The sequence below is a fragment of the Caballeronia choica genome, assembly GCF_001544535.1.
GTDB classification, from domain to species: Bacteria; Pseudomonadota; Gammaproteobacteria; order Burkholderiales; family Burkholderiaceae; genus Caballeronia; species Caballeronia choica.
Window position 1 is genome coordinate 21,259 of sequence record NZ_FCON02000035.1, and the last position, 19,405, is coordinate 40,663.

Sequence of the window (19,405 nt, forward strand, 5' to 3'; positions counted from 1 at the left end):
AATGAAGAGGTGTGCTATGCCGGTAATCAAGTACGTTCAAGCGGACGGTCGAGCCTTCGAAGTGGATGTGCCTCTTGGCAGCTCCGTCATGCAGGGCGCGGTGGACAACCTCATCGATGGGATTGCCGCCGAATGCGGCGGCGCGTGCAGTTGCGCCACCTGCGAAGTCCATGTCGATGAAGCCTGGATGAAGATCGTAGGCGAGGCCTGCGATATTGAAAGTGACATGCTGTCCGCTTCCAGCGGCTTGCGCAGCAACAGGCGCCTGAGCTGCCAGATCGAAATCACGCCGGAACTGGACGGGCTCGTCGTCGCGATTCCCGCGCTCTGAACGCGCGACGACTGAGGACGCATCGCGTCGAACGGAAGCAACGGAGTGTCAGCGAAATGGGGCAATGGGACGACAAGTTCGAGCGTGCGGAGCGCAAGTGGGCAAGCTGGACCATGCGGGAGTACGCCCAGCACGACCGCGTGCTCGGGCGGATCATCGAAGACAAGGCGCGAGAGCATCCGTATCGCGAGGTCTTCCAGTTTCGCGATGAGGCGATCACGTTCGAGCAGTTGAACCAGACGGTCAACCGGGTTGCAAACGGATTTCTCGGACTCGGCATCGAGCCAGGCGGCAAGGTCGCGCTGATGCTGCCGAACTGCCCCGCGTTCCTGTTCGCGTGGTTCGCACTGAACCGGATCGGCGCGGTATGTGTTCCGGTCAATGTCGCGCTCAAGGGCGAAGGCCTGGCGTATCAGATCGATCAGGCCGATTGCGTGGCGCTGGTCGCGGACGACGCCTATCTCGATGCGCTGGACGCCATTGCTGAACGCTTGCCGAAGCTGCGCCATACCGTGATGGTCGGCACGCATGGCGGAGCCGTACGACTCACCCGCTGGCCCCGTGTCGAAAGCCTGTATTTCGACGAACTGCTCGCGCGGCCGGAACGGGCGCCGGGTGTCGCCGTCGATTTCAGGGCCCTGGCGACGATCTCGTATACGTCGGGCACGACCGGCTTGTCGAAGGGCGTGATGATCAGTCACCACTACTGGTACGAGATCTGGTCGCAGGCGGTCAGGTACGCGCGCTATACCGAGGACGACGTGCTCTACACGGGCCTGCCGTTCTTTCATACGAGCGCTCACGGCACGACCGGCCCGGCGATCCTGACGGGTGCGAAGGCGGTGCTCGTCGAACGCTTTTCGGCGAGCCGGATGCTCGACGACTGCCGGCGCTGGAACTGCACGTCGGCGAAATATATCGGCGGGATGGTGTCGATCCTGATGAAGCAGGAGCCTTCGCCCGAAGACCGCGACAACCCGTTGCGCCTGATGGTCGGTGCGGCGGCGCCGAAGCATCTCTGGCACGCGTTCGAAGCACGCTTCAATACGCGGCTGCTGGAGCTGTACGGCATGACCGAGTGCAGCGGCTGTCTTGTCAATCCGATGGAGGACCGCCGGCCGGGTTCCTGCGGCAAGGCCTTGAACGGCTACGACGTGAGGCTCGTCGACGAGAACGACAACGAGGTTCCGCGCGGAAAGGTAGGAGAGTTCGTGGTCCGGCCAGAGCGGCCGCACTTGGGCACGACGGGCTACTACAGGCAGCCCGAGGCGACGCTCGAACTGTTTCGCAACCTGTGGATTCATACCGGCGACCTCGCGACCCAGGACGAGGACGGCTACTTCTATTACGTCGATCGCAAGAAGCAGGCGCTGCGGCGGCGCGGCGAGAACATATCGTCGTTCGAAGTGGAGGCGGTGATCAGCGCGCATCCGGGCGTGGCGGAGTCGTGCGTCGTCGGCGTGCCCTCGGAACTGGGCGAGGACGACGTCAAGGCCGTCATCGTGCTCAAGCCGGGTCAGCGGGTCTCGGAAGCCGAGCTCATCGGATGGTGCGAACCGCGGCTCTCCTACTTCGCGATCCCGCGCTACATCGCCTTTCGCGCGCACTTGCCGAAGACGCCGAGCCAGCGCGTGGAGAAGTACCGCTTGCGCGACGAGGGCGTGACGGCCGACTGCTGGGACCGCGAACAAGCCGGGATCGTGCTCGCGCGATGAGTCGTTCGGAGAGCGTTCGACGCGGGTTCGATTGATAGGAATTCGGTCTGAGCATCTCCATAAATCATATTGGACCTGTGATGCGTTTGAACCGAATCTTGAGGCTAGCTTCTCTTTGTTGAGAGCAGCCAGGATCGATCGGGAAACAGTTCAATAAACATTTTCGTGAGAAGAGGTGAGGCATGAGTAGCAAAGTTGCAGTCGTCACGGGGTCCAACGGCCTGACCGGGCAAGCCATCTGCAAGAACCTGAGCGAGCGCGGCTATACGGTCGTCGGTCTCGACGTCGCGGAAGCCGGCAAGGGCGAGTACGCGTACCGCAAGTGCGATGTCACGGATTACGAACAGATCAAGGCGTCGGTCGCGGCGATCGATGCCGAGTACGGCACGATCCGCGTGCTGGTCAACAATGCCGGCGTCTGGCATGGCAAGACCTTCTTCGACATCGCGCCATCCGACTACGACTTCACCTACGGCGTGAATGCGCGCGCGCCGTTCTTCCTCAGCCAGGAGGTCGCGAAGCGTCTGGTGAAAGCGGGCGGCGGCGGCGTGATCGTCAACCTGGCCTCGATCGTCGCGACCACCGGCAGCGGCGTACCGGATTACGGCGGCTCCAAGGCGGCGATCGTGAACCTGACCAAGAGCCTCGCCAAGCCGCTCGGGCCGCATGGCATCCGCGTGGCGGCGGTGTCGCCGGGCACCATCAATACGGCGATGGGCGAGAAGGTGCCGAAGGAGATCCGCGACAAGCTGATCGCCGGTTCGGGACTGCAGCGTGCGGCCGAGCCGGAGGAAATCGCGGCGGCCGTCGGCTTCCTGATCAGCGACGACGCCCGCTACGTGACCGGCGCGACGCTCGACGTCAACGGCGGCCTGTAAGAAGAACTCGGCCCAATACGTGTCCTGATTTCCGTCGATCCCGGGACCCGACGCGCTGCGCGTTGCCCGGGACCGATGGACGCGCATTCAATGAGACCGGAGGAACCATGTCTGCATGTCCTTTTAGCGAGCCGTCGTTTCCGATGGCAAGGCAGTGCCCCTTTCTTCCGCCGCAGGAATACAGGGATTATCAGCAACAGCCCGGACCCGTGAAGGTACGCATGTGGGACGGCAGGCATGCGTGGCTCTTCACGCGTTATGACGACGTGCGCGCCGTGCTGGGCGACAACCGCTTCAGCGGCAACCCGGCCGAGCCGGGCTTTCCGAGCCTGTCCGAGGCGCGCAATGCCGTGCTCGACCTGCCGCCTGCGTTCATTCGCATGGACCCGCCGCAGCATGGACACTTTCGCCGCATGCTGACGAAGGAGTTCATGATCAAGAAGGTGAGCGCCATGCGGCCGATGATCGAATCGATCTTCGATCGCCTGCTCGACGATCTGTTGCGGAAGGGCCCGCCTGCCAACCTGGTGGAAGACCTGTTCCTGCCGCTCACGTCGGAAGTCATCGCGTGGCTCCTCGATGTGCCGCGCAAGGACCACGGATTCTTCCAGGAGCAAAGCCGGCTGAAGGTGCTGCTGGATGTCGGGCCGGAGGTGCCAAAGGCGGCCTCCGAGCGAATCCTCGGCTATCTGGATACGCTGATCACGGAGCGTTCGAAGGACGCGGAGACGAGGGAAGACCTGCTGAGCCGCCTGATCGTCGAACAGGTCCGGCCGGGGCATCTGTCGCATCGCGAACTCGTGATCATGGCGGAACTGTTGCTGATGGCAGGCCATGAGACCACGGCGAACCAGATGGCGCTCGGCGTCTACAGCTTCCTGACGAACCCGGACCAGCTCGCCTTGTTGCGCAGCGATCCCACGCTCTTGCGCGGCGCGGTTGAAGAGATGCTGCGCCTGCACACCATCGTGCATTACAACGCGTTCCGTGTGGCGATGGAGGACGTCGAAGTCGCGGGCCAGCTGATTCGGAAAGGCGAGGGCGTCATTGCCCTGATCGCCGGTGCGAATCACGACGCCACCGCGTTTCCGAACCCCGAGAAATTCGACATCACGCGCAAGGCGGAGCATCACGTCGCTTTCAGCTATGGCATTCATCAATGCCTCGGCCAGCCGCTTGCACGAGTTGAATTGCAAGTCGTGTTCGGCAAGCTTTTCGAGCGCATTCCGACGCTGCGCTTCGCCGTGCCGCAGGACCAGATCGAGGGCAAGGGCGATCACTTCGTCCAGGGGCTGCAAACACTGCCTGTGACCTGGTGAGGCACGCCGGCAGCACAATCGACCAATGAGGAGAGCAGGACATGACGAAAGGCAACTTCAGGCTGCGCGTTTCGATCGACCAGAGTGTCTGCGTAGGCGCGGGGCTCTGCGTGCTGTCGGCGAGCGATGTCTTCGATCAGCGCGACGAGGATGGCGTGGTCAAGCTCCTGCAGGTGTACCCGGACGAGGCGCAGTACGAAAAAGTGTTGGGCGCATCGCGCAAGTGTCCGTCGAGGGCGATTACGGTCGAGGAGGTGCCGGCGGACGAGCCGTGAGACAACCGGTTTCAGCGGACGAACCGCGCGCCCGCGCTTTACGCCGGGCGCGCGGGATCGATGCGATGCGGCGGCAATGCGCACTCAGGCAAAGTGCTTTTGAAAAAAACGCTCAGACTTCCTCGGGCACCGCCCGTGTGCGCGACGCGTCCAGGAACAACTCCGGATGCTGCGCCATCAGCGTTGCCGCGTTGGATCGCGCGGCTTCGCGCCAGGGGCCGAGCAACGGCGGAACGCGGTCCTTGTGCCAGGCGAGCGACAGGGAAACTGCGGGAGCGTCGGCGTTGAGCGGCCGGTAGGCGATCCCCAGCGGCTTCATCAGTTGCATGATCGCGGGCACCACGGCGACGCCCATGCCCGCGGCCACCAGGCAGGCCGACGTATGCATGTCGTACGCCTCGCGGGCGATGGTGGGCTTGCGGTTCTCGTCCTCGAAGATATCCAGGATCCGGTCGCCGTAACCGCGCTCCGTCGCGTTGCCGCGTGCGACCGCGATCAGCGGCCAGGTCGCGAGTTCCCCGAGTTCCACCGGGCCGGGGACGTCGTATTCGCTACCGGCGGGCACGGCGACCACCAGCAGTTCGCGATACAGCAACTCGGTGACGATGTTGTGATCGTAGATATGGCCGCGCACGAGGCCGACTTCGATGGCGCCTTCCTTGAGCGCCGCGATCTGCTGCTGGATCGTCATTTCCTGGAGGCTCACGTCGGAATGGGGCGTCAGCGCCTTGAAGAGACGCAGCGTGTTGGGCAGGAAGCAATAAATCGCGGTGTAGATCGCGCCCACCACCAGTTGCGCCTGCGCGCCGCGCCCGGAGGCGCGAACCGCCGCGATCGCGGCCGATGCGGTGTTCAATACGCGCTGCGCATGTTCGACCAGGATGTCGCCCGCGGGCGTGAGCATCACCTTGCGCTTCTCGCGCGTGAAGAGCGGGGTTCCCAGTTCTTCTTCGAGCGAAATGATCTGGGCGCTCAAGGCGGGCTGCGCGATGTTCACCCGTTCGGACGCGCGAGTGAAGTTCAGTTCGGCAGCCACTGCGAGGAAATATTGGAGCTGGCGCATGTTCATATCCGCATTCCTTTCTTCGGTGGATAGCGATCAGTCGGCAGAGAGGACGATCGCATCGGGAAACGTGTGTGTGTCGCGGCTCGCCGGTTCAGCGGGCCGGGCTGCCGTCTTCGCTTGTCGTCGAGCGCGTACCGCCGCAGTATTCGGTGACGAGGGCCGCGTCGAACGCATCGCGCATGGGGTCGACCATGTAGAGCGCAAGGCATACGCTTCGTGCAAAGCGCACGACTCGCCCGGCATGCGAGGGAAGCGCCGCGCAAAAAGGAAACCGTTCGGACGTCGCTGCTTCTCTCGGGATTCGCTTCGGCATGATGTCTCCTCTGTCTGCGTTCGTACCGCTTATGGCGCGTCAGTGCACGCCGCGCCACGCAAGCGTGCCGGCGTCCACGTTGAAGGTGCTGCCGGTCGAGAACGAAGCCTCCTCGGAGGCCAGGAAGCACACGAGCTTCGCGACTTCCTCGGGATGACCCAGGCGTTTGATGAGGTGCGTGCCCCAGAGCCGCGCTTCGGCCTGGTCGCGATCCGCGGCGTGCTCGAGGCTGCGGCTCAGCATGGGCGTGTCGATCGCGCCGGGCGCATAGGCGTTGCACCGGATGCCGCCATCGGCGAGGTCGAGAGCGATGGCTTTCGTCAGCATCACCACACCGCCCTTGCTTGCGACATAGGCAGGCAGGCCCGGATAGGCCACGGTGCTCGCGACCGATGCCCCGTTGACGATCGCCGGGCTGCGCGTGGACTTGCGCAGATACGGTGCCGCGAACCTGGACGTGAGCCACATGGCCTTGAGATTGATGTTCATGACCGCGTCCCAGACTTCTTCGGGAAGGTCCTCGATGGTCGGCGCGCGACCCGTCAGGCCGTCATCGGTCACGCCGGCGTTGTTCACCAGCACGTCGATGCCGCCGGCCCTTCGCGCCGTCTCCTCGATCATCCGCCGGATCGATTCGGTCGCCGAGAGGTCGGTCCGGATGAAGCAGGCCTTTGCGCCGGCTGCCTCGACTTCGGCAGCAGTGGCTTCGCCGCGCTCTTCCTGCACATCGGCGAGCGTGACCCAGGCGGCGCCCTCCCGTGCGGCTTCGATCGCGATGGCGCGACCCATGCCTTGCGCCGCGCCCGTGACGATCACGATCCTCTCCTTGAGCTTGTTCATGCGTGTCTCCATCTTTTTTCTGGCCTTGTTCCAGGCCCCTTCGTGCCCCTGCGCTTCGTCGTCCAAGGCCAATGATGACCGGTGAACTCCGGGCGCGCGGCCGAGTTGGTTTTGACTACATTAACTAAACCGGGGGAGATGATCCATAATGAAGCATCTTTAAAAATTTACGGATCGTCTCAATTGGATCTGCTGACCGATATCGTCAGACTGATGCGCCCGCAGACGGTCCTCTGGAGGACGGTCGAGGCGCATGGCCGATGGGGCATGAGCGTTCCCTATCGCGAAGCGCCGCGCTTCTGTCTCGTCGTCACCGGACACTGCTGGTTCCTGCCCGATGCCGGACCCGCGCTGATGATGCGGCAAGGCGACTATTTCGTGCTGGCGGGCAAGACCCGCTACTGCCTGACGAGCGACATCGAGGTCATGCCGCAACTGAACGCGCTTGCGGCAACGGCGCGTGAAGGCGATTACGTCCGGTGGGATGATGCAGAGGGTGGTGAGGCCGTGCGTCTCGTCGGCGGCTACTTTCAGACCGAACCCGAACAGGCCGCACTGCTCGCGGGCCTGTTGCCGGGCATGATCTATATCCGCTCTTCGGACGAAGAGGCCGGGCGCCTGACGCGCGTCCTGGAACTGATCGGCGAAGAGGCCACCTGTGACCTGCCGGGCCGCGAACTGGTGATGAGCCGGCTTGTGGAGGTCATGCTTGTCGAGGTATTGCGCCGTCCCGTCCAGCAACATATGGAAGGGCATCGCACGGGCTGGCTGAGCGGCATGGCCGACCCCCAGATCGCGATGGCGCTGCAGAACATGCACGCCGACGTCGCTCGCCACTGGACGCTGGACACGCTAGGCAGGATGGTCGGCATGTCGCGGGCGGTATTTGCGCGCCGCTTCACCGAGCGCGTGGGCGTGGCCCCTGCGACCTATCTTTCGAACTGGCGCATTGCGCTTGCCAAGGACGCGTTGCTCAACACCGATCGTTCGATCAGCGATATCGCGCTCGCTATCGGCTATCTGTCGGACAGTGCCTTTTGTACCGCATTCACCCGTGTTGTCGGGCGCCCGCCCGCGGTGTATCGCAAGGCCTCCCGCAAGGGCAGCGCCGAAGCGGCGGAGTGAAGCGGACCACGTCAGCGGAGCGTCTCGCGTGCAGGCCCCTAGCGAGCTATCGGCGGATCTGCTTGAACCATCGTTTTTTCGTATTTGCCACGCCGTTTGGTCACGCCTTATCTTCTGCACATCACGAGGCCTTGCAGACGGCTCTGTCTTCGAAGAGAAGCGGGCGGCGCAAGGCGTTCTTTCAACGGCAGGCAAGAGAGCGCCACATGCTAAAGGTGTGCATTTTCGGAGGCGGGGCGATCGGCGGCTACATCGCGGGCCATCTCGCTCGCGCGGGGCAATGTGAAGTCTCCGTCGTCGCGCGCGGCGCGGCACTGGATGCGATTCGCGCGAACGGCATTCGTGTCGTCACGCCGCAGGAGGACTTCACCGTGCCCGTCAAGGCTTCGTCCGATGCGCGCGAACTCGGCGTGCAGGACTATGTTTTCGTGACGCTCAAGGCTCATCAGGTCGACTCCGCGCTCGACCAGATTACGTGCCTGATCGATGAGCGCACTGTCGTATTGCCCCCCACCACGGGCGTTCCCTATTACTTCTTCCACGGCTGCAAGGGCAGGCTGAACGACTGCCAACTGCCGGCGATCGATCCATCGGGCCGGCAATGGACGAGGCTTCCGCCGTCGCAAGTGCTCGGCTGCGTGTACTGGATCGGCGCGCATTCGATCGAGCCCGGCGTGATCGCGCAGGACGGTGCGAAGGCAGGCTGCCCCATTGGCGAGCTGGACGGAAGTCAGTCTGAGCGGGCGACCCGTCTTGCGGCGCTGCTGAGCGAAAGCGGCATCGCCTCGAAGGTCAGCCCCGACATACGCGCGGCGATCTGGGTCAAGTTCGTCAACAGCCTGTGCTGGAATCCGGTGGCGGTGCTCACCCAGGGAACGCTCGGCGAGATGCACGACGCGGGCGACGTGGTGCCGGTCGTGAAAGCGATGATGATCGAAGCCGATGCGGTGGCTTCCCGGCTGGGTCTCGATATCGGCCCGGACCCCGACAAGCGCATCGCGATGACGTTGAGCGCCCCGCATCACAAGATGTCGATGCTGCAGGACTTCGAAGCGGGGCGCCCTCTGGAACTGCAATCGCTCGCGCACTCGCTGCGTGCGGTGCGCGAGCTTGCCGACACGAAGACGCCGATGCTCGACTCCGTGCTGGCGCTGGCGCAACTGCGTGCGGATACGTCGCGACGAACCAAAGCCGCCGCCGCGTAAAAGATCTCCATGCACGGCCATGCCTGCGTGACCATTCAATCGATAAGAGGACCCGTAACAATGACATCCAGCGCATCTTCCCTTCCGAGCGATTCGAACACCCCCTTCCGGCGTCCGCTCGAAGGATTCAAAGTGATCGAAGCCTGCAGCTACATCTCGGGTCCGTTCTGCGCGCAGATGCTCGCCGATCTCGGCGCCGACGTCATCAAGGTTGAACCGCCTTCCGGTGACCCGTACCGCAACTTCGGCCATAGCCGCGAAGGTGTCGGAACGGTGTGGACCAATTCGAACCGTGGCAAGCGAAGCGTGATGCTCGATCTCAAGGCGCCCGAAGACCTGGCTCGCTTCAAGACGCTCGTGAGCGGCGCCGACGTCTACATCGAGAACTGGCGCCCGCATGTATCGGCGTCGCTTGGCCTGAGTTTCGACGAACTGAGCCAACTGAATCCACGTCTCGTGCAGCTATCGATTACCGGCTACGGGCCCGATGGCGATCTCGCGAAGGAACCCGCATTCGACGCGCTGATCCAGGGCCGCACCGGACTGCTCAGCTACGAAGCCGCAGGCGGCACGCCGCGCGCCACGAACACGTTCCTCGCCGACAAGGTGGCCGCCGTGTTCTCGGCGCAAATGGTACTGTCGGGACTGATCGCGCGAGACAGGTCGCAGAAGGCCGTTCATCTCGAGACATCGATGCTGGACATCATGTCCTACTACAACTTCCCGGACATGTTCCACAACCAGACCTTCGTCGATGACGATGCGCAGGTCGCGCTGGCACCGCAGCCGGTGCTCGCGACGAAGGATGGATATCTCGTTCTATCGCCTGTGTCCGGCAAGCAGTTGAGCAGGACGCTCGATGCGGTCGGGCATCCGGAGTGGAAAGAAGAGATCAAGAAGATTGCCAGCCGAAAGGACATGACACATGCGTTCTTCGAGCGGATTGCCGAGCCGCTTCGGCACAAGACCACGGCCGAGTGGCTCGAACGTTTTCGCGAACTGGATGTTCCCGCCGGGCCGGTCAATGCGCCGGCCGCTCATCTGAGCGATCCGCAAGTGATTCACAACCAGCTCTACTCGGAGCTTCCAACGCGCGCCGGGACCGTTCGTGCGATCCGCTATCCGGCCAGCTTCAACGGGCATCTGCTGAAGCCGCATACTCCGGCGCCGGGCCTCGGTGAAGCGAACCGTGAACTGTTCACCGATTGAAGCAAATCGCGAGCCCCGCTCGCTTGGGGCAACTCGAAAAACCGGAGGATAACGTGCCGATTCTGCTTAGAGGTATCGAAGGAATTCAGGCGTACGCGGGCTTCAATCTCGGCAAGAGCGGATGGGTGGAGATCAGTCAGGAGATGATCAACGCCTTCGCCTCGACGACCGATGACTGGGACTGGCTATGCGTCGACGAGGAACGGGCGAAGCGCGGTCCCTTCGGCCGAACGGTCGCGCAGAGTTATCTGATCGTGGGCATGGTTGTGCCGATGCTGCAGGACGTGTATCTGCTGGAAGGCATCGGGCACGGCTTGCACCATGGGATCGACCGGCTGCGCTTTCCGACGCCGGTGCCGGTCGACTCGTGCATACGGCTCGATGTCACACTGAAATCCGCCGAGACCGATGGCGAAGGCCTGAACCTCGTGCTGGACTGCACGATGGAGTGCGATGCCACCCAGGGTCCGGTGCTCCAGGCCGACATTCTCTATCGCGTGTCGCAGAGTTCATGTGATCCGGTGTGCCCGGCTGTCGCGGGTTGAGGTGCGGCTCATGGCAATAAAGCTTGCGACACCTTCCCGTGGAGAGCCGATGCGAACCGCGGTTGGCGAAGTCCGGACGGCCGCAGCCAATGCCGCCAATGCGCACGACGCGGCGATCTGGCGCTGGTTCTCTGCCGTCTATGACGAAGGGCGTCTGCGATGGTGCCGTTCGGCGAACGGATGGCTTGTGAGCGTTGACCACAAGCATCTGTCGACCGAACCCGACTTCTACGACGCGATCAGGGTTGCGAGAGAGCGATACATGGCGTCGGCCCGGCGAGCCGCCGCTGCCTGAATCGTGTTACGCCCGTTGGCTTCGCGCGTGACTGACGGCCATTTTTGCGCGTGGCATATCTATGAGCCACGTTCCGGCGTATTGAGACTTTGTGGTCCCTTCGCTCATTTCGACGCGTTGCTCAAGGCTTTCCAAACGACTTTGGTTGCCGTACGGAATGCGGCAGTGTCAGGCGCGTTGCGACCCGACCGGCGTAGAAAGACGATCAGCCCTTGCCAGTGCGAATAAATCAGCGCGCCGCGCAGACGACACTCGTCGTGCGCGAGCGCGGGATTGATTTCGGCCACGAGCTTGCTGAATACCTCCTGGAAATCACCGCTGACCCTCTCCATCAGGTCGCGCACCGAAGCCTGATGTTCGGCGAGACACCAGACTTCGAGCGCGAACGGGCTAACGACATTGTCGGGACCTGTCAGTGCCGCAAAGGTCTCGTCGAGAAGCGTTTCGAGGCGCGCCTCGGGGGTTCGGAGCGCGTCACCGGCGAGCAGGCGGAACCGTTCGAGATACCGCTTGCCCAGTTCCTCGATGGTGGACTGCAAAAGCGACTCCCTGCTGCCGAAGTAGTGTTGCAGCGTGCTCAGCCGTACACCCGCGTCCGCTGCTACACGCCGTTGCGTGAAGCCGGCGTTACCTTCGCGTGCAAAAACGAGGATTGCGACCTCGAGAATCTCGGGCACTCGTGTCGTCCTGTTTCCGCGTTGCTTCGACGCACCCTTCGTGTCTTGTCCTCGGATTTCATCAGACGTAATGCTCATGATTTCCATGTAGCCCTAGCCCCACTGTGAGATCGAAATGCGTTCGGAGAGCCGCCGCAGACTGCGGCGGCAGCGATCGGCTCAAGTACTCAGACGGTTGGTCGTTGGACCTATTATATAGGTCAAACGATTGGAAATGGTAGGCCTCGCTTCAAGGAAGGCTACAGGACCACTCGTCCTGGTAGATGCACGCGCGTATACCCTGCCTCAAACCAACTTGATAATTGGTCAAGTGACCACTATTATTGGGTCAATAGACCAATAAATCCGGTTTATTCCCCAGAAACCTGGGCCGACAGGGAGTATCGAAATGAACAGCAAAGCAAGCTCATTGCATCGCCTGGTCGACAAATGGCTCGGCCCGACACCGGCGGCGCCTGCCCGGGTCGTCCGCATGAGGCGCGGGGGCGCCACCCCGACGCGCTGCGTGTGCGTCGAGGTGCAACGGCCTTCGGGCCTGCTCTCTGTTTTCTTCTTCCGGCATGAGGACGGATCGTGGTGCGTGTTTCCGCCGACCCATGGCCGACTGTCGATGAGCGCGTGCCGATTCGCGATGTAATCGGTTGATGAACTTTGCGTCGCAACCGCATTTCACGTTGTCCCCGGATTTACCCGTCCTTGACAGCCGAATTCGAACGTAGCAGTATCGTATCAAAGGTTCATCCAATGAAATTCAGTTTGGTTCATTGGCGGACAGGTTCGAACTTGGTCAACAACGTCAAAGCGACATGCAAAAGAGGAGAGGCGACGATGAGCAGCGCACTTGAGGGTTTGAAGGTTCTCGACTTTACCCAGATGATGAATGGCCCTTTCGGCACGATGCTGCTCGCCGATTTTGGCGCGGACGTGATCAAGGTGGAACCGCCCGCGGGCGACACCATGCGCCTGACGGGCGAGACGTTCCTCGGCGACGATGCCGTGTATTTCCTCACCCTTAATCGCAACAAGCGCAGCGTGGTCCTCGACCTCACGACCCCGGAAGGCCAGCACACGGCGCAGGAGATGGCAAAGCAGGTCGATATCGTCGTGGAGAATTTCCGGCCTGGCGTGGCCGAAAAGCTCGGCATCAGCTACGAGACGCTCTCGGCTCTGAACCCGCGCCTCATCTACTGCTCGACGTCGGCGTTCGGCCGCACGGGCCCCGACAGCATTCGTCCCGGCATGGATCCGGTCGTGCAGGCGATGTCCGGCATCATGCAGTTGACGGGCGACGAGCAGACCGGCCCGCTGAAAACCGGCATGCCCTATTCGGACCTCATCACGCCGCTGCTCTCGACCATCGGCGTGCTCGCCGCGATCCAGTCGCGCAATAAAACGGGCCGCGGCCAGCGCGTCGATCTTTCGATGCTCGACGCGACCATCTTCAGCATGATTCCGCGCGACGCCTACTACTTCGCGACCGGCGAAACGCCGGGACGCATCGGCAACGCGCACTGGCAGATCGTGCCGTACAACACGTACCGGACTTCCGACGACCGCCATGTCATGGTGATCGCGCACACGGACAAGTTCTGGCGCGTTCTCGCGGCGGCAGTCGGCGCCAACGAACTTCTCGCCGACGACCGCCTTAAGACGAAGGACGGGCGTCTCGCGCACCGCGATATCGTCGATGCGGGACTTGCCGAAGCGTTCGCGAAGCAGCCGCTCGCGCACTGGAACGAGAAGCTGCTCGAAGCGCAGGCGATGTTCTCGCCGGTCCTGAACTTCCAGGAAGTGTTCGAAGACCCCCGCGTGCAGAAGGACCTGGTCGAGGAACTCGACCACCCGACGGCTGGCAAATTCAAGGTCGTCACGAATCCAATCCGCCTGTCGGAAACGCCGACTTCGATTCGCCGTCCGCCGCCGACAATCGGGCAGCACACCGATGAAGTCCTGCGCGAGTTCGGACTCGCGCCGCATGAGGCGGAACAGCCGGCCGCCGCGGCCTTCGGAACCGAATGATGGCAGCCATGAACTACAGCCAGGACACGGGATTGCCTGAACTCGGCCAGGACGAGCCGCCACTCAAAGGCGTGCGGGTACTCGACCTGTCGCGCGTGCTCGCCGCGCCGTTCTGCGCAATGATGCTCGCAGACCTGGGCGCCGAGGTGACCAAGGTGGAGCATCCGAACGGCGGCGACCAGACGCGTCACTGGGGCACGGCGATCCAGGGCGGCGAGCGCACCTACTATCTCGCGATCAATCGAACCAAGCAGTCGATTGCCATCGATTTCTCGAAGCCCGAAGGCGCCGAACTCGTCCGGGCGCTGGCCCGTGAAAGCGACATCGTGGTCGAGAACTACATGCTTGGTACGCTCGAACGCTACGGGCTCGGCTACGAGGCGCTACGCAAGGAGAATCCGAAGCTGATCTATTGCTCGGTCAGCGGCTATGGCCGCACGGGTCCGAGCGCACACCGGCCTGGCTACGACTCCGTGATCCAAGCCGAAAGCGGTCTGATGTCGATCACCGGCGAGCCGGAAGGCGAAGCCTCGAAGGCCGGCGTACCGATTTGCGACATCACCGCGGGCATGTACGCGACACAGGCAATCCTTGCAGCGTTCGTGCGGCGCTTGCGCAACGGGCGCGGCGAAGCAATCGATATTGCGCTTTTCGACTGCACGCTTGCCAATCATGTATCGGTCGCGGCGAACGCGTTGTTGCTCAACAAGGCGCCGGGCCGCTACGGTAATAGTCACGCCGACATCATTCCGCAAGGTCTTTATCACACGGCGGATGGTCCGATCATGTTCCACGTCGGAAGCGATGTGCAGTTCGCGCGCTTCTGTTCGGACGTGCTCGACATGCCCGGGCTCGCCTCGGACCCGCGCTTCATCGATAACGACGGCAGGCGTGCGAATCGCGATGCGCTGGATGAACTGATGTCCGCGCGGCTTCGAACCCGTTCGCGTCACGAGTGGGTGCCGCTTTTCAGGCGTGCGGGCGTGCCCGCTGGCCTCGTGCAGAACGTGCTCGAAGCGTTGAACTCGGACGAATCGAAAGCACGCGGCATGGTTTGCGAAATCGACCATCCGACCGCGGGCCGCATCAACCTCGTGAACTCGCCACTGAAGATGCAGGAGAGTTCGCTGGCCCCGCCGAAGCCGCCGCCGCTGCTGGGCGAACACACGGACAGCATTCTTGCCGGACGGCTCAAGCTGGACGCCGCCGCGATTGCCCGCTTGCGGGCGCAAAACATCATACGTTGATACCAGGAGACCCTTGATGGACGATCCTATCGCATCCGCGCCGGCTTTTCCGATGCGCCGCTGTCCGTTTGCCCCGCCGCCCGAATATGCGGAGATCCGCCAGAACGAGGGGCTCTCCAAGGTCACGATGCCCGATGGTTCATGGGCCTGGATCGCGACCCGCTACGACGACGTGCGCGCGATCCTCGGCGATCCCCGCTTCTCGACGGCGCCGTCGACGCCGGGCTATCCGTTCATCGCACCGGCGCGCGCGGCGCTGCTGAAGAATGAATTCCCGCCGACGATCATCCGGATGGACGCGCCGCAGCACACCAAGTACCGCCGGATGCTGTCGAAGGAATTCATGGTGCATCACATCGACGCGACGCGCCCTGAATTGCAGAAGACGGTCGACACGCTGCTGGACGAATTCATTGCGAAAGGATCGCCCGCCGATCTCTTCGAGGATTTCGCGCTGACGGTGCCGACCACGGTCATCTCGCGGATGCTGGGCGTGCCCTACGAGGATCGCGATTTCTTCCAGGAGCGCAGCAAGGCGAAGCTCGACCTCACGGCCGACCCCGAGGTGCCCATTCGTGCCGGCGCCGAGATGCGCGAATATCTCGACCGTCTGATCACCGAGAAGATGGCGCATCCGGGCAATCGCAGCGACCTGATCAGCCGCCTTGTGACGAGCCAGGTCGTGCCCGGACACATGACGCGCGAAGAAGCGCTCGCGACCATCGAGTTGCTGCTGATGGGCGGCCATGAGACGACCGCCAACATGATCGCGCTCGGCACGCTGTCTCTCCTGATGAATCCCGAGCAGAAGGACGCGCTCGTTGCAGACCCGTCGCTCGTGCGCAATACGGTCGAGGAGATGCTGCGCTTTCACACGATCGTGCACTACAACGGGCCGCGCGTGGCGATGGAGGATGTCGAGGTGGCCGGAACGCTCATCAGGAAGGGCGAGGGCGTGCTCGCGCTGATCACGGCGGCCAATCGCGATCCGAAGGCATTCGAGAACCCCGACAAATTCGACATTCGCCGCCCGGCGCTGCATCACGTCGCGTTCAGCTATGGCGTACATCAGTGTCTCGGACAGCCGCTTGCGCGAGCCGAATTGCAGATCGTCTTCACGACGCTCTTCCAGCGCCTGCCGACACTGCGTCTCGCGGTTCCCGTCGAGGACATCAAGTTCCGCTATGACGCGTTCGTTTATGGCGTCGACGCATTGCCGGTCGAGTGGTAAGCGGAACAGCCGCAGGAAGCGAGCATGCCTGCGCATCCCGCGCGGACATGAAGAAATATTTCAGGAGACAGACATGAAAATCAAGGTTGATGCGACGAAGTGCATCGGTGCGGGCCTGTGCGTGGTGGCCGCGCCGGAAGTCTTCAGCCAGAACGAGGACGATGGCCTGGTCATCGTCCTGCAGGAGAGCCCGCCGCCTCATCTGCATGAAGCCTGCCGCGAAGCCGCACGTCTTTGTCCGGCGCTCGTGATCAGTTTCGACGAGTAAGCGCCGCGAGGCGCCGATCTTTGCAGCCGCAACACGTTCACAAAGGCCATGACATGAAGGACGCGGGAATCTTGATCATCGGCGCAGGGCAGGCCGGCTATCAGTTGGCGGTGTCGCTGCGCGACGCGGGCTACGAGAAACGCGTGGTGCTGATCGGCGACGAGCCCGATCTTCCTTATCAGCGCCCACCGCTTTCCAAGGCATTCCAGAGCGGCGACTGCGAGGCGGAGCACGTCACGTTCCAGAAGGAAGCCTTCTATGAGGGCCTCGATATCGAACTGATGCTCGGCGTGCGCGTGCTGCACATCGACCGCGAGCGGCATCACATCGCGACCGGCGACGGCCGGCGCATCGAATACGAGCATCTCGTGCTCGCGACGGGCGCGCGCAACCGGCTTCTGCCTGGCTGGGACAGCGCGACATCGGGCCTCATGACGTTGCGCACGCTGCACGATGCGCGCGGCTTGCGCGAAGCGCTCAACCGGTCGAAGCGGGCGGTGATCGTCGGCGCGGGCTTTCTCGGGCTCGAATTCGCCGCCGTGGCCGCGAAGCGCGGCGTCTCGGTGAGCGTCATCGAGGCAAGTTCGAACCTGATGAGCCGCGCGGTAAGCGCGCCGGTTGCCGATGCGTTTCGCGAACATCACGAGTCGCTCGGAACGACCTTCACCCTTGGCAGCGGCGTCAAGCGCATCTGCACGGAAGCGGGTCGCGTGATCGGTGTCGAGACGACGGATGGCGCATTGCACGAAGCTGATCTGGTGGTGGTGAGTATCGGCGTGATTCCGAATGTGGAACTCGCCAGGGACGCGGGGCTGGAGATTGCGAACGGCATCGTCGTCGATCTGAATCTTGCGACCAGCGATCCATCGATCTCCGCACTCGGCGATTGCGCGGCCTTTCCATCGCGTTTCGCGTTCGGCAATTGCCGGATCGAATCGGTGCAGAACGCAGTCGACCAGGCGCGCTATCTCGCGCAACGTCTCACCGGACACACGCACGGCTTCGAAGCGGTGCCGTGGTTCTGGAGCGATCAGGGCGGCGTGAAGCTGCAGATCGCCGGTGTCGCGATGAGCCGCGCCGACGAAATCGTTCTTCGTGGCGACCGCCCCGGTCTCAAGTTTTCCGCATACGGCTTTTCGAAGGGCCACCTCGTCGCGGTCGAGTCGGTCAACCGCCCGGCGGACCATATGGCCGCGCGCAAGCTGCTCGCCGCCGATGCGCCAGTCACGCCCGCGCAGGCCGCGGATGCGCAATTCGATCTGAAGACCTTACTCCAGCCCGTAACCTGAACCAACAAGGAGTGTTTGCCGATGTCGACGATTTATGAAAGCCTGGGCGCGCGAAGCGCGAACTTCATCCGCGGGACGCACCGTCTGCTGATCGGTGGCCGCTGGGTCGACGCCCAGTCGGGCAAGACCTTCGACGTCTTCGATCCCGGCACGGGCGAAGTCGTCGCGCACGCGGCTGAAGGCGACGCCACCGACATCGATCTTGCCGTGCGCGCCGCGCGCCGCGCATTCGAGACCGGCGACTGGGCGAAGATGAAGCCCGCGGACCGGACGCGCGTGATGTTCCGCCTCGCCGACCTGATCGAGCATCACGGGGACGAACTCGCCGAAATCGAAGCCGTCGACAACGGCAAGCCGCTCGCGGTTGCGAAGCGCGGTATCGCAGGCACGGCGGAGATGCTGCGCTACATGGCGGGATGGGCGACCAAGCTGAACGGCGAGTCGGTGAACGTGTCAGTGCCGGGCGAATGGCACGCGTACACGACACGCGAGCCGGTCGGCGTCGTCGGGCAGATCATCCCGTGGAATTTTCCGTTGTCGATGGCGATCTGGAAGATCGCGCCCGCGCTGGCGACGGGCTGCACCGTCGTGCTGAAACCCGCCGAACAGACACCGCTCAACGCGCTGCGGCTCGGTCAGATCATCCAGGAAGCGGGCATCCCGGACGGCGTCGTGAATATCGTCACCGGCTTCGGTGCGACGGCCGGCGCGGCGCTCGCGGCGCATCCCGATGTGGACAAGATCGCGTTCACGGGGTCGACGCAAACGGGCAAGCGCATCGTTCAGGCGGCGCTCGGCAACCTCAAGAAAGTATCGCTGGAACTGGGTGGCAAGTCCCCCGTGTTCGTCTTTCCCGACGCGGACCTCGACCTCGCGACGACGGGCGCGGCCAACGCCATCTTCTTCAACAGCGGCCAGGTGTGCTCGGCGGGCTCGCGCCTCTTCGTGCACCGCAAGGTGTTCGACCGGGTGATCGAAGGCGTGGTCGAGCATGGCGACAAGCTGAAGGTCGGCCACGGGCTCGCGCCGGACAGCCAGATCGGCCCGCTGATTTCGAGCCAGCAGATGCAGCGTGTCAGTGCTTATATTCGCCAGGGCGAGGAAGAGGGCGCGCGGCGCATGAACCACAAGAGCGCGCCGGACAATGGCGGCTATTTCGTGCGCCCGACGGTGTTCGTCGATACGTCGACGAGCATGTCGATCTATCGTGAGGAGATTTTCGGGCCGGTAGTCTGCGCGATGCCGTTCGACGACGAGGATCTCGAAGGCATCGCGGCTGAAGCGAACAACAGCGAGTTCGGATTGTTCGCCGGGATCTGGACGCAGAACCTGCGCGTGGCGCACAAGCTCGCGCGGCGCATCAAGGCCGGATCGGTTTCGGTCAATGCGCATATGGTCAATGATCCGGCGTTGCCATTCGGCGGATACAAGCAGTCGGGGTGGGGGCGCGAGCGCGGGCGCGAAGTCCTGGACTTGTACACGTCGGTGAAGAGTATCGCGATCAATCTCGATTGACGGAACGCCGCGTGCGCGCCCGCAGACCCGCCAGATCAACTCG

At 63.2% G+C, this 19,405-nt stretch carries 21 protein-coding genes; 17 read left to right on the forward strand and 4 right to left on the reverse strand.

Going from position 1 to position 19,405, the window contains the following annotated elements; translation table 11 throughout:
- Window positions 1-16 precede the first annotated feature (16 nt).
- The 5 genes from AWB68_RS17310 (at window position 17) to AWB68_RS17330 (ending at window position 4,518) form a co-directional block, all read left to right on the forward strand.
- Window positions 17-331, forward strand: a complete 315-nt coding sequence (locus AWB68_RS17310) for a 2Fe-2S iron-sulfur cluster-binding protein (RefSeq protein ID WP_087645577.1) — start codon at window positions 17-19, stop codon at window positions 329-331.
- Between the two features lie 56 nt (window positions 332-387).
- Entirely contained in the window at window positions 388-2,046 is a 1,659-nt protein-coding gene (locus AWB68_RS17315) for an ATP-dependent acyl-CoA ligase (protein ID WP_087645578.1), read from the forward strand.
- Between the two features lie 182 nt (window positions 2,047-2,228).
- On the forward strand, window positions 2,229-2,924 hold the full coding sequence (locus AWB68_RS17320; protein ID WP_087645579.1) for an SDR family NAD(P)-dependent oxidoreductase: 696 nt from the start codon (window positions 2,229-2,231) through the stop codon (window positions 2,922-2,924).
- 107 nt (window positions 2,925-3,031) lie between these two features.
- Window positions 3,032-4,243 (forward strand): cytochrome P450, encoded by a 1,212-nt coding sequence (locus AWB68_RS17325; RefSeq protein ID WP_087645580.1) that lies wholly within the window; start codon window positions 3,032-3,034, stop codon window positions 4,241-4,243.
- 41 nt (window positions 4,244-4,284) lie between these two features.
- Complete coding sequence (locus AWB68_RS17330) at window positions 4,285-4,518, forward strand: ferredoxin (protein ID WP_087645581.1); 234 nt, start codon at window positions 4,285-4,287, stop codon at window positions 4,516-4,518.
- A 112-nt stretch (window positions 4,519-4,630) separates the two neighbouring features.
- On the opposite strand, the gene AWB68_RS17335 is transcribed toward AWB68_RS17330, so the two are convergent.
- The 3 genes from AWB68_RS17335 to AWB68_RS17345 form a co-directional block, all read right to left on the reverse strand.
- Window positions 4,631-5,581, reverse strand: coding sequence for a LysR substrate-binding domain-containing protein (locus tag AWB68_RS17335; RefSeq protein ID WP_235028386.1), 951 nt, complete (start codon window positions 5,579-5,581; stop codon window positions 4,631-4,633).
- 94 nt (window positions 5,582-5,675) lie between these two features.
- Window positions 5,676-5,897, reverse strand: coding sequence for a hypothetical protein (locus AWB68_RS17340; protein ID WP_087645583.1), 222 nt, complete (start codon window positions 5,895-5,897; stop codon window positions 5,676-5,678).
- Window positions 5,898-5,936: 39 nt separating this feature from the next.
- On the reverse strand, window positions 5,937-6,737 hold the full coding sequence (locus tag AWB68_RS17345; RefSeq protein WP_087645584.1) for an SDR family NAD(P)-dependent oxidoreductase: 801 nt from the start codon (window positions 6,735-6,737) through the stop codon (window positions 5,937-5,939).
- An 81-nt stretch (window positions 6,738-6,818) separates the two neighbouring features.
- Between AWB68_RS17345 and AWB68_RS17350 the strand changes: the two genes are divergently transcribed.
- The 5 genes from AWB68_RS17350 (at window position 6,819) to AWB68_RS17370 (ending at window position 11,116) form a co-directional block, all read left to right on the forward strand.
- Window positions 6,819-7,862 carry an AraC family transcriptional regulator gene (locus tag AWB68_RS17350; protein WP_235028387.1) on the forward strand — a complete coding sequence of 348 codons (1,044 nt, stop codon included), beginning with the start codon at window positions 6,819-6,821 and terminating at the stop codon, window positions 7,860-7,862.
- Between the two features lie 206 nt (window positions 7,863-8,068).
- Window positions 8,069-9,067 carry a ketopantoate reductase family protein gene (locus AWB68_RS17355; RefSeq protein ID WP_087645586.1) on the forward strand — a complete coding sequence of 333 codons (999 nt, stop codon included), beginning with the start codon at window positions 8,069-8,071 and terminating at the stop codon, window positions 9,065-9,067.
- 60 nt (window positions 9,068-9,127) lie between these two features.
- On the forward strand, window positions 9,128-10,276 hold the full coding sequence (locus tag AWB68_RS17360) for a CaiB/BaiF CoA transferase family protein (RefSeq protein WP_087645587.1): 1,149 nt from the start codon (window positions 9,128-9,130) through the stop codon (window positions 10,274-10,276).
- Window positions 10,277-10,329: 53 nt separating this feature from the next.
- Window positions 10,330-10,821 (forward strand): MaoC/PaaZ C-terminal domain-containing protein, encoded by a 492-nt coding sequence (locus AWB68_RS17365; RefSeq protein ID WP_125482956.1) that lies wholly within the window; start codon window positions 10,330-10,332, stop codon window positions 10,819-10,821.
- Window positions 10,822-10,870: 49 nt separating this feature from the next.
- On the forward strand, window positions 10,871-11,116 hold the full coding sequence (locus AWB68_RS17370) for a hypothetical protein (RefSeq protein ID WP_087645589.1): 246 nt from the start codon (window positions 10,871-10,873) through the stop codon (window positions 11,114-11,116).
- A gap of 104 nt (window positions 11,117-11,220) precedes the next feature.
- Here the strand turns inward: AWB68_RS17370 and AWB68_RS17375 are convergent, their stop codons facing one another.
- Entirely contained in the window at window positions 11,221-11,793 is a 573-nt protein-coding gene (locus tag AWB68_RS17375; protein WP_327382747.1) for a TetR/AcrR family transcriptional regulator, read from the reverse strand.
- Between the two features lie 388 nt (window positions 11,794-12,181).
- On the opposite strand from AWB68_RS17375, the gene AWB68_RS17380 reads away from it, so the two are divergent.
- The 7 genes from AWB68_RS17380 to AWB68_RS17410 all read left to right on the forward strand — a co-directional run bounded on the left by AWB68_RS17380 (window position 12,182) and on the right by AWB68_RS17410 (window position 19,362).
- A complete protein-coding gene (locus AWB68_RS17380) occupies window positions 12,182-12,430 on the forward strand; it encodes a hypothetical protein (protein ID WP_087645591.1) in 249 nt (82 codons plus the stop codon).
- Between the two features lie 191 nt (window positions 12,431-12,621).
- The gene (locus AWB68_RS17385) at window positions 12,622-13,812 is read left to right on the forward strand and encodes a CaiB/BaiF CoA transferase family protein (protein ID WP_087645592.1); all 1,191 of its coding nucleotides are present in this window, start codon (window positions 12,622-12,624) and stop codon (window positions 13,810-13,812) included.
- Complete coding sequence (locus AWB68_RS17390) at window positions 13,812-15,059, forward strand: CaiB/BaiF CoA transferase family protein (RefSeq protein WP_200828721.1); 1,248 nt, start codon at window positions 13,812-13,814, stop codon at window positions 15,057-15,059. The genes AWB68_RS17385 and AWB68_RS17390 overlap by 1 nt, the downstream gene beginning before the upstream one ends.
- 16 nt (window positions 15,060-15,075) lie before the next feature.
- Window positions 15,076-16,290 (forward strand): cytochrome P450, encoded by a 1,215-nt coding sequence (locus tag AWB68_RS17395; RefSeq protein WP_235028388.1) that lies wholly within the window; start codon window positions 15,076-15,078, stop codon window positions 16,288-16,290.
- A 73-nt stretch (window positions 16,291-16,363) separates the two neighbouring features.
- Window positions 16,364-16,558: a ferredoxin gene (locus tag AWB68_RS17400; RefSeq protein ID WP_087645594.1), complete on the forward strand. Its 195-nt coding sequence runs from the start codon at window positions 16,364-16,366 to the stop codon at window positions 16,556-16,558.
- Between the two features lie 53 nt (window positions 16,559-16,611).
- Window positions 16,612-17,847 carry an NAD(P)/FAD-dependent oxidoreductase gene (locus AWB68_RS17405; protein ID WP_087645595.1) on the forward strand — a complete coding sequence of 412 codons (1,236 nt, stop codon included), beginning with the start codon at window positions 16,612-16,614 and terminating at the stop codon, window positions 17,845-17,847.
- Between the two features lie 21 nt (window positions 17,848-17,868).
- Window positions 17,869-19,362: an aldehyde dehydrogenase family protein gene (locus AWB68_RS17410; RefSeq protein WP_087645596.1), complete on the forward strand. Its 1,494-nt coding sequence runs from the start codon at window positions 17,869-17,871 to the stop codon at window positions 19,360-19,362.
- Window positions 19,363-19,405 lie beyond the last annotated feature (43 nt).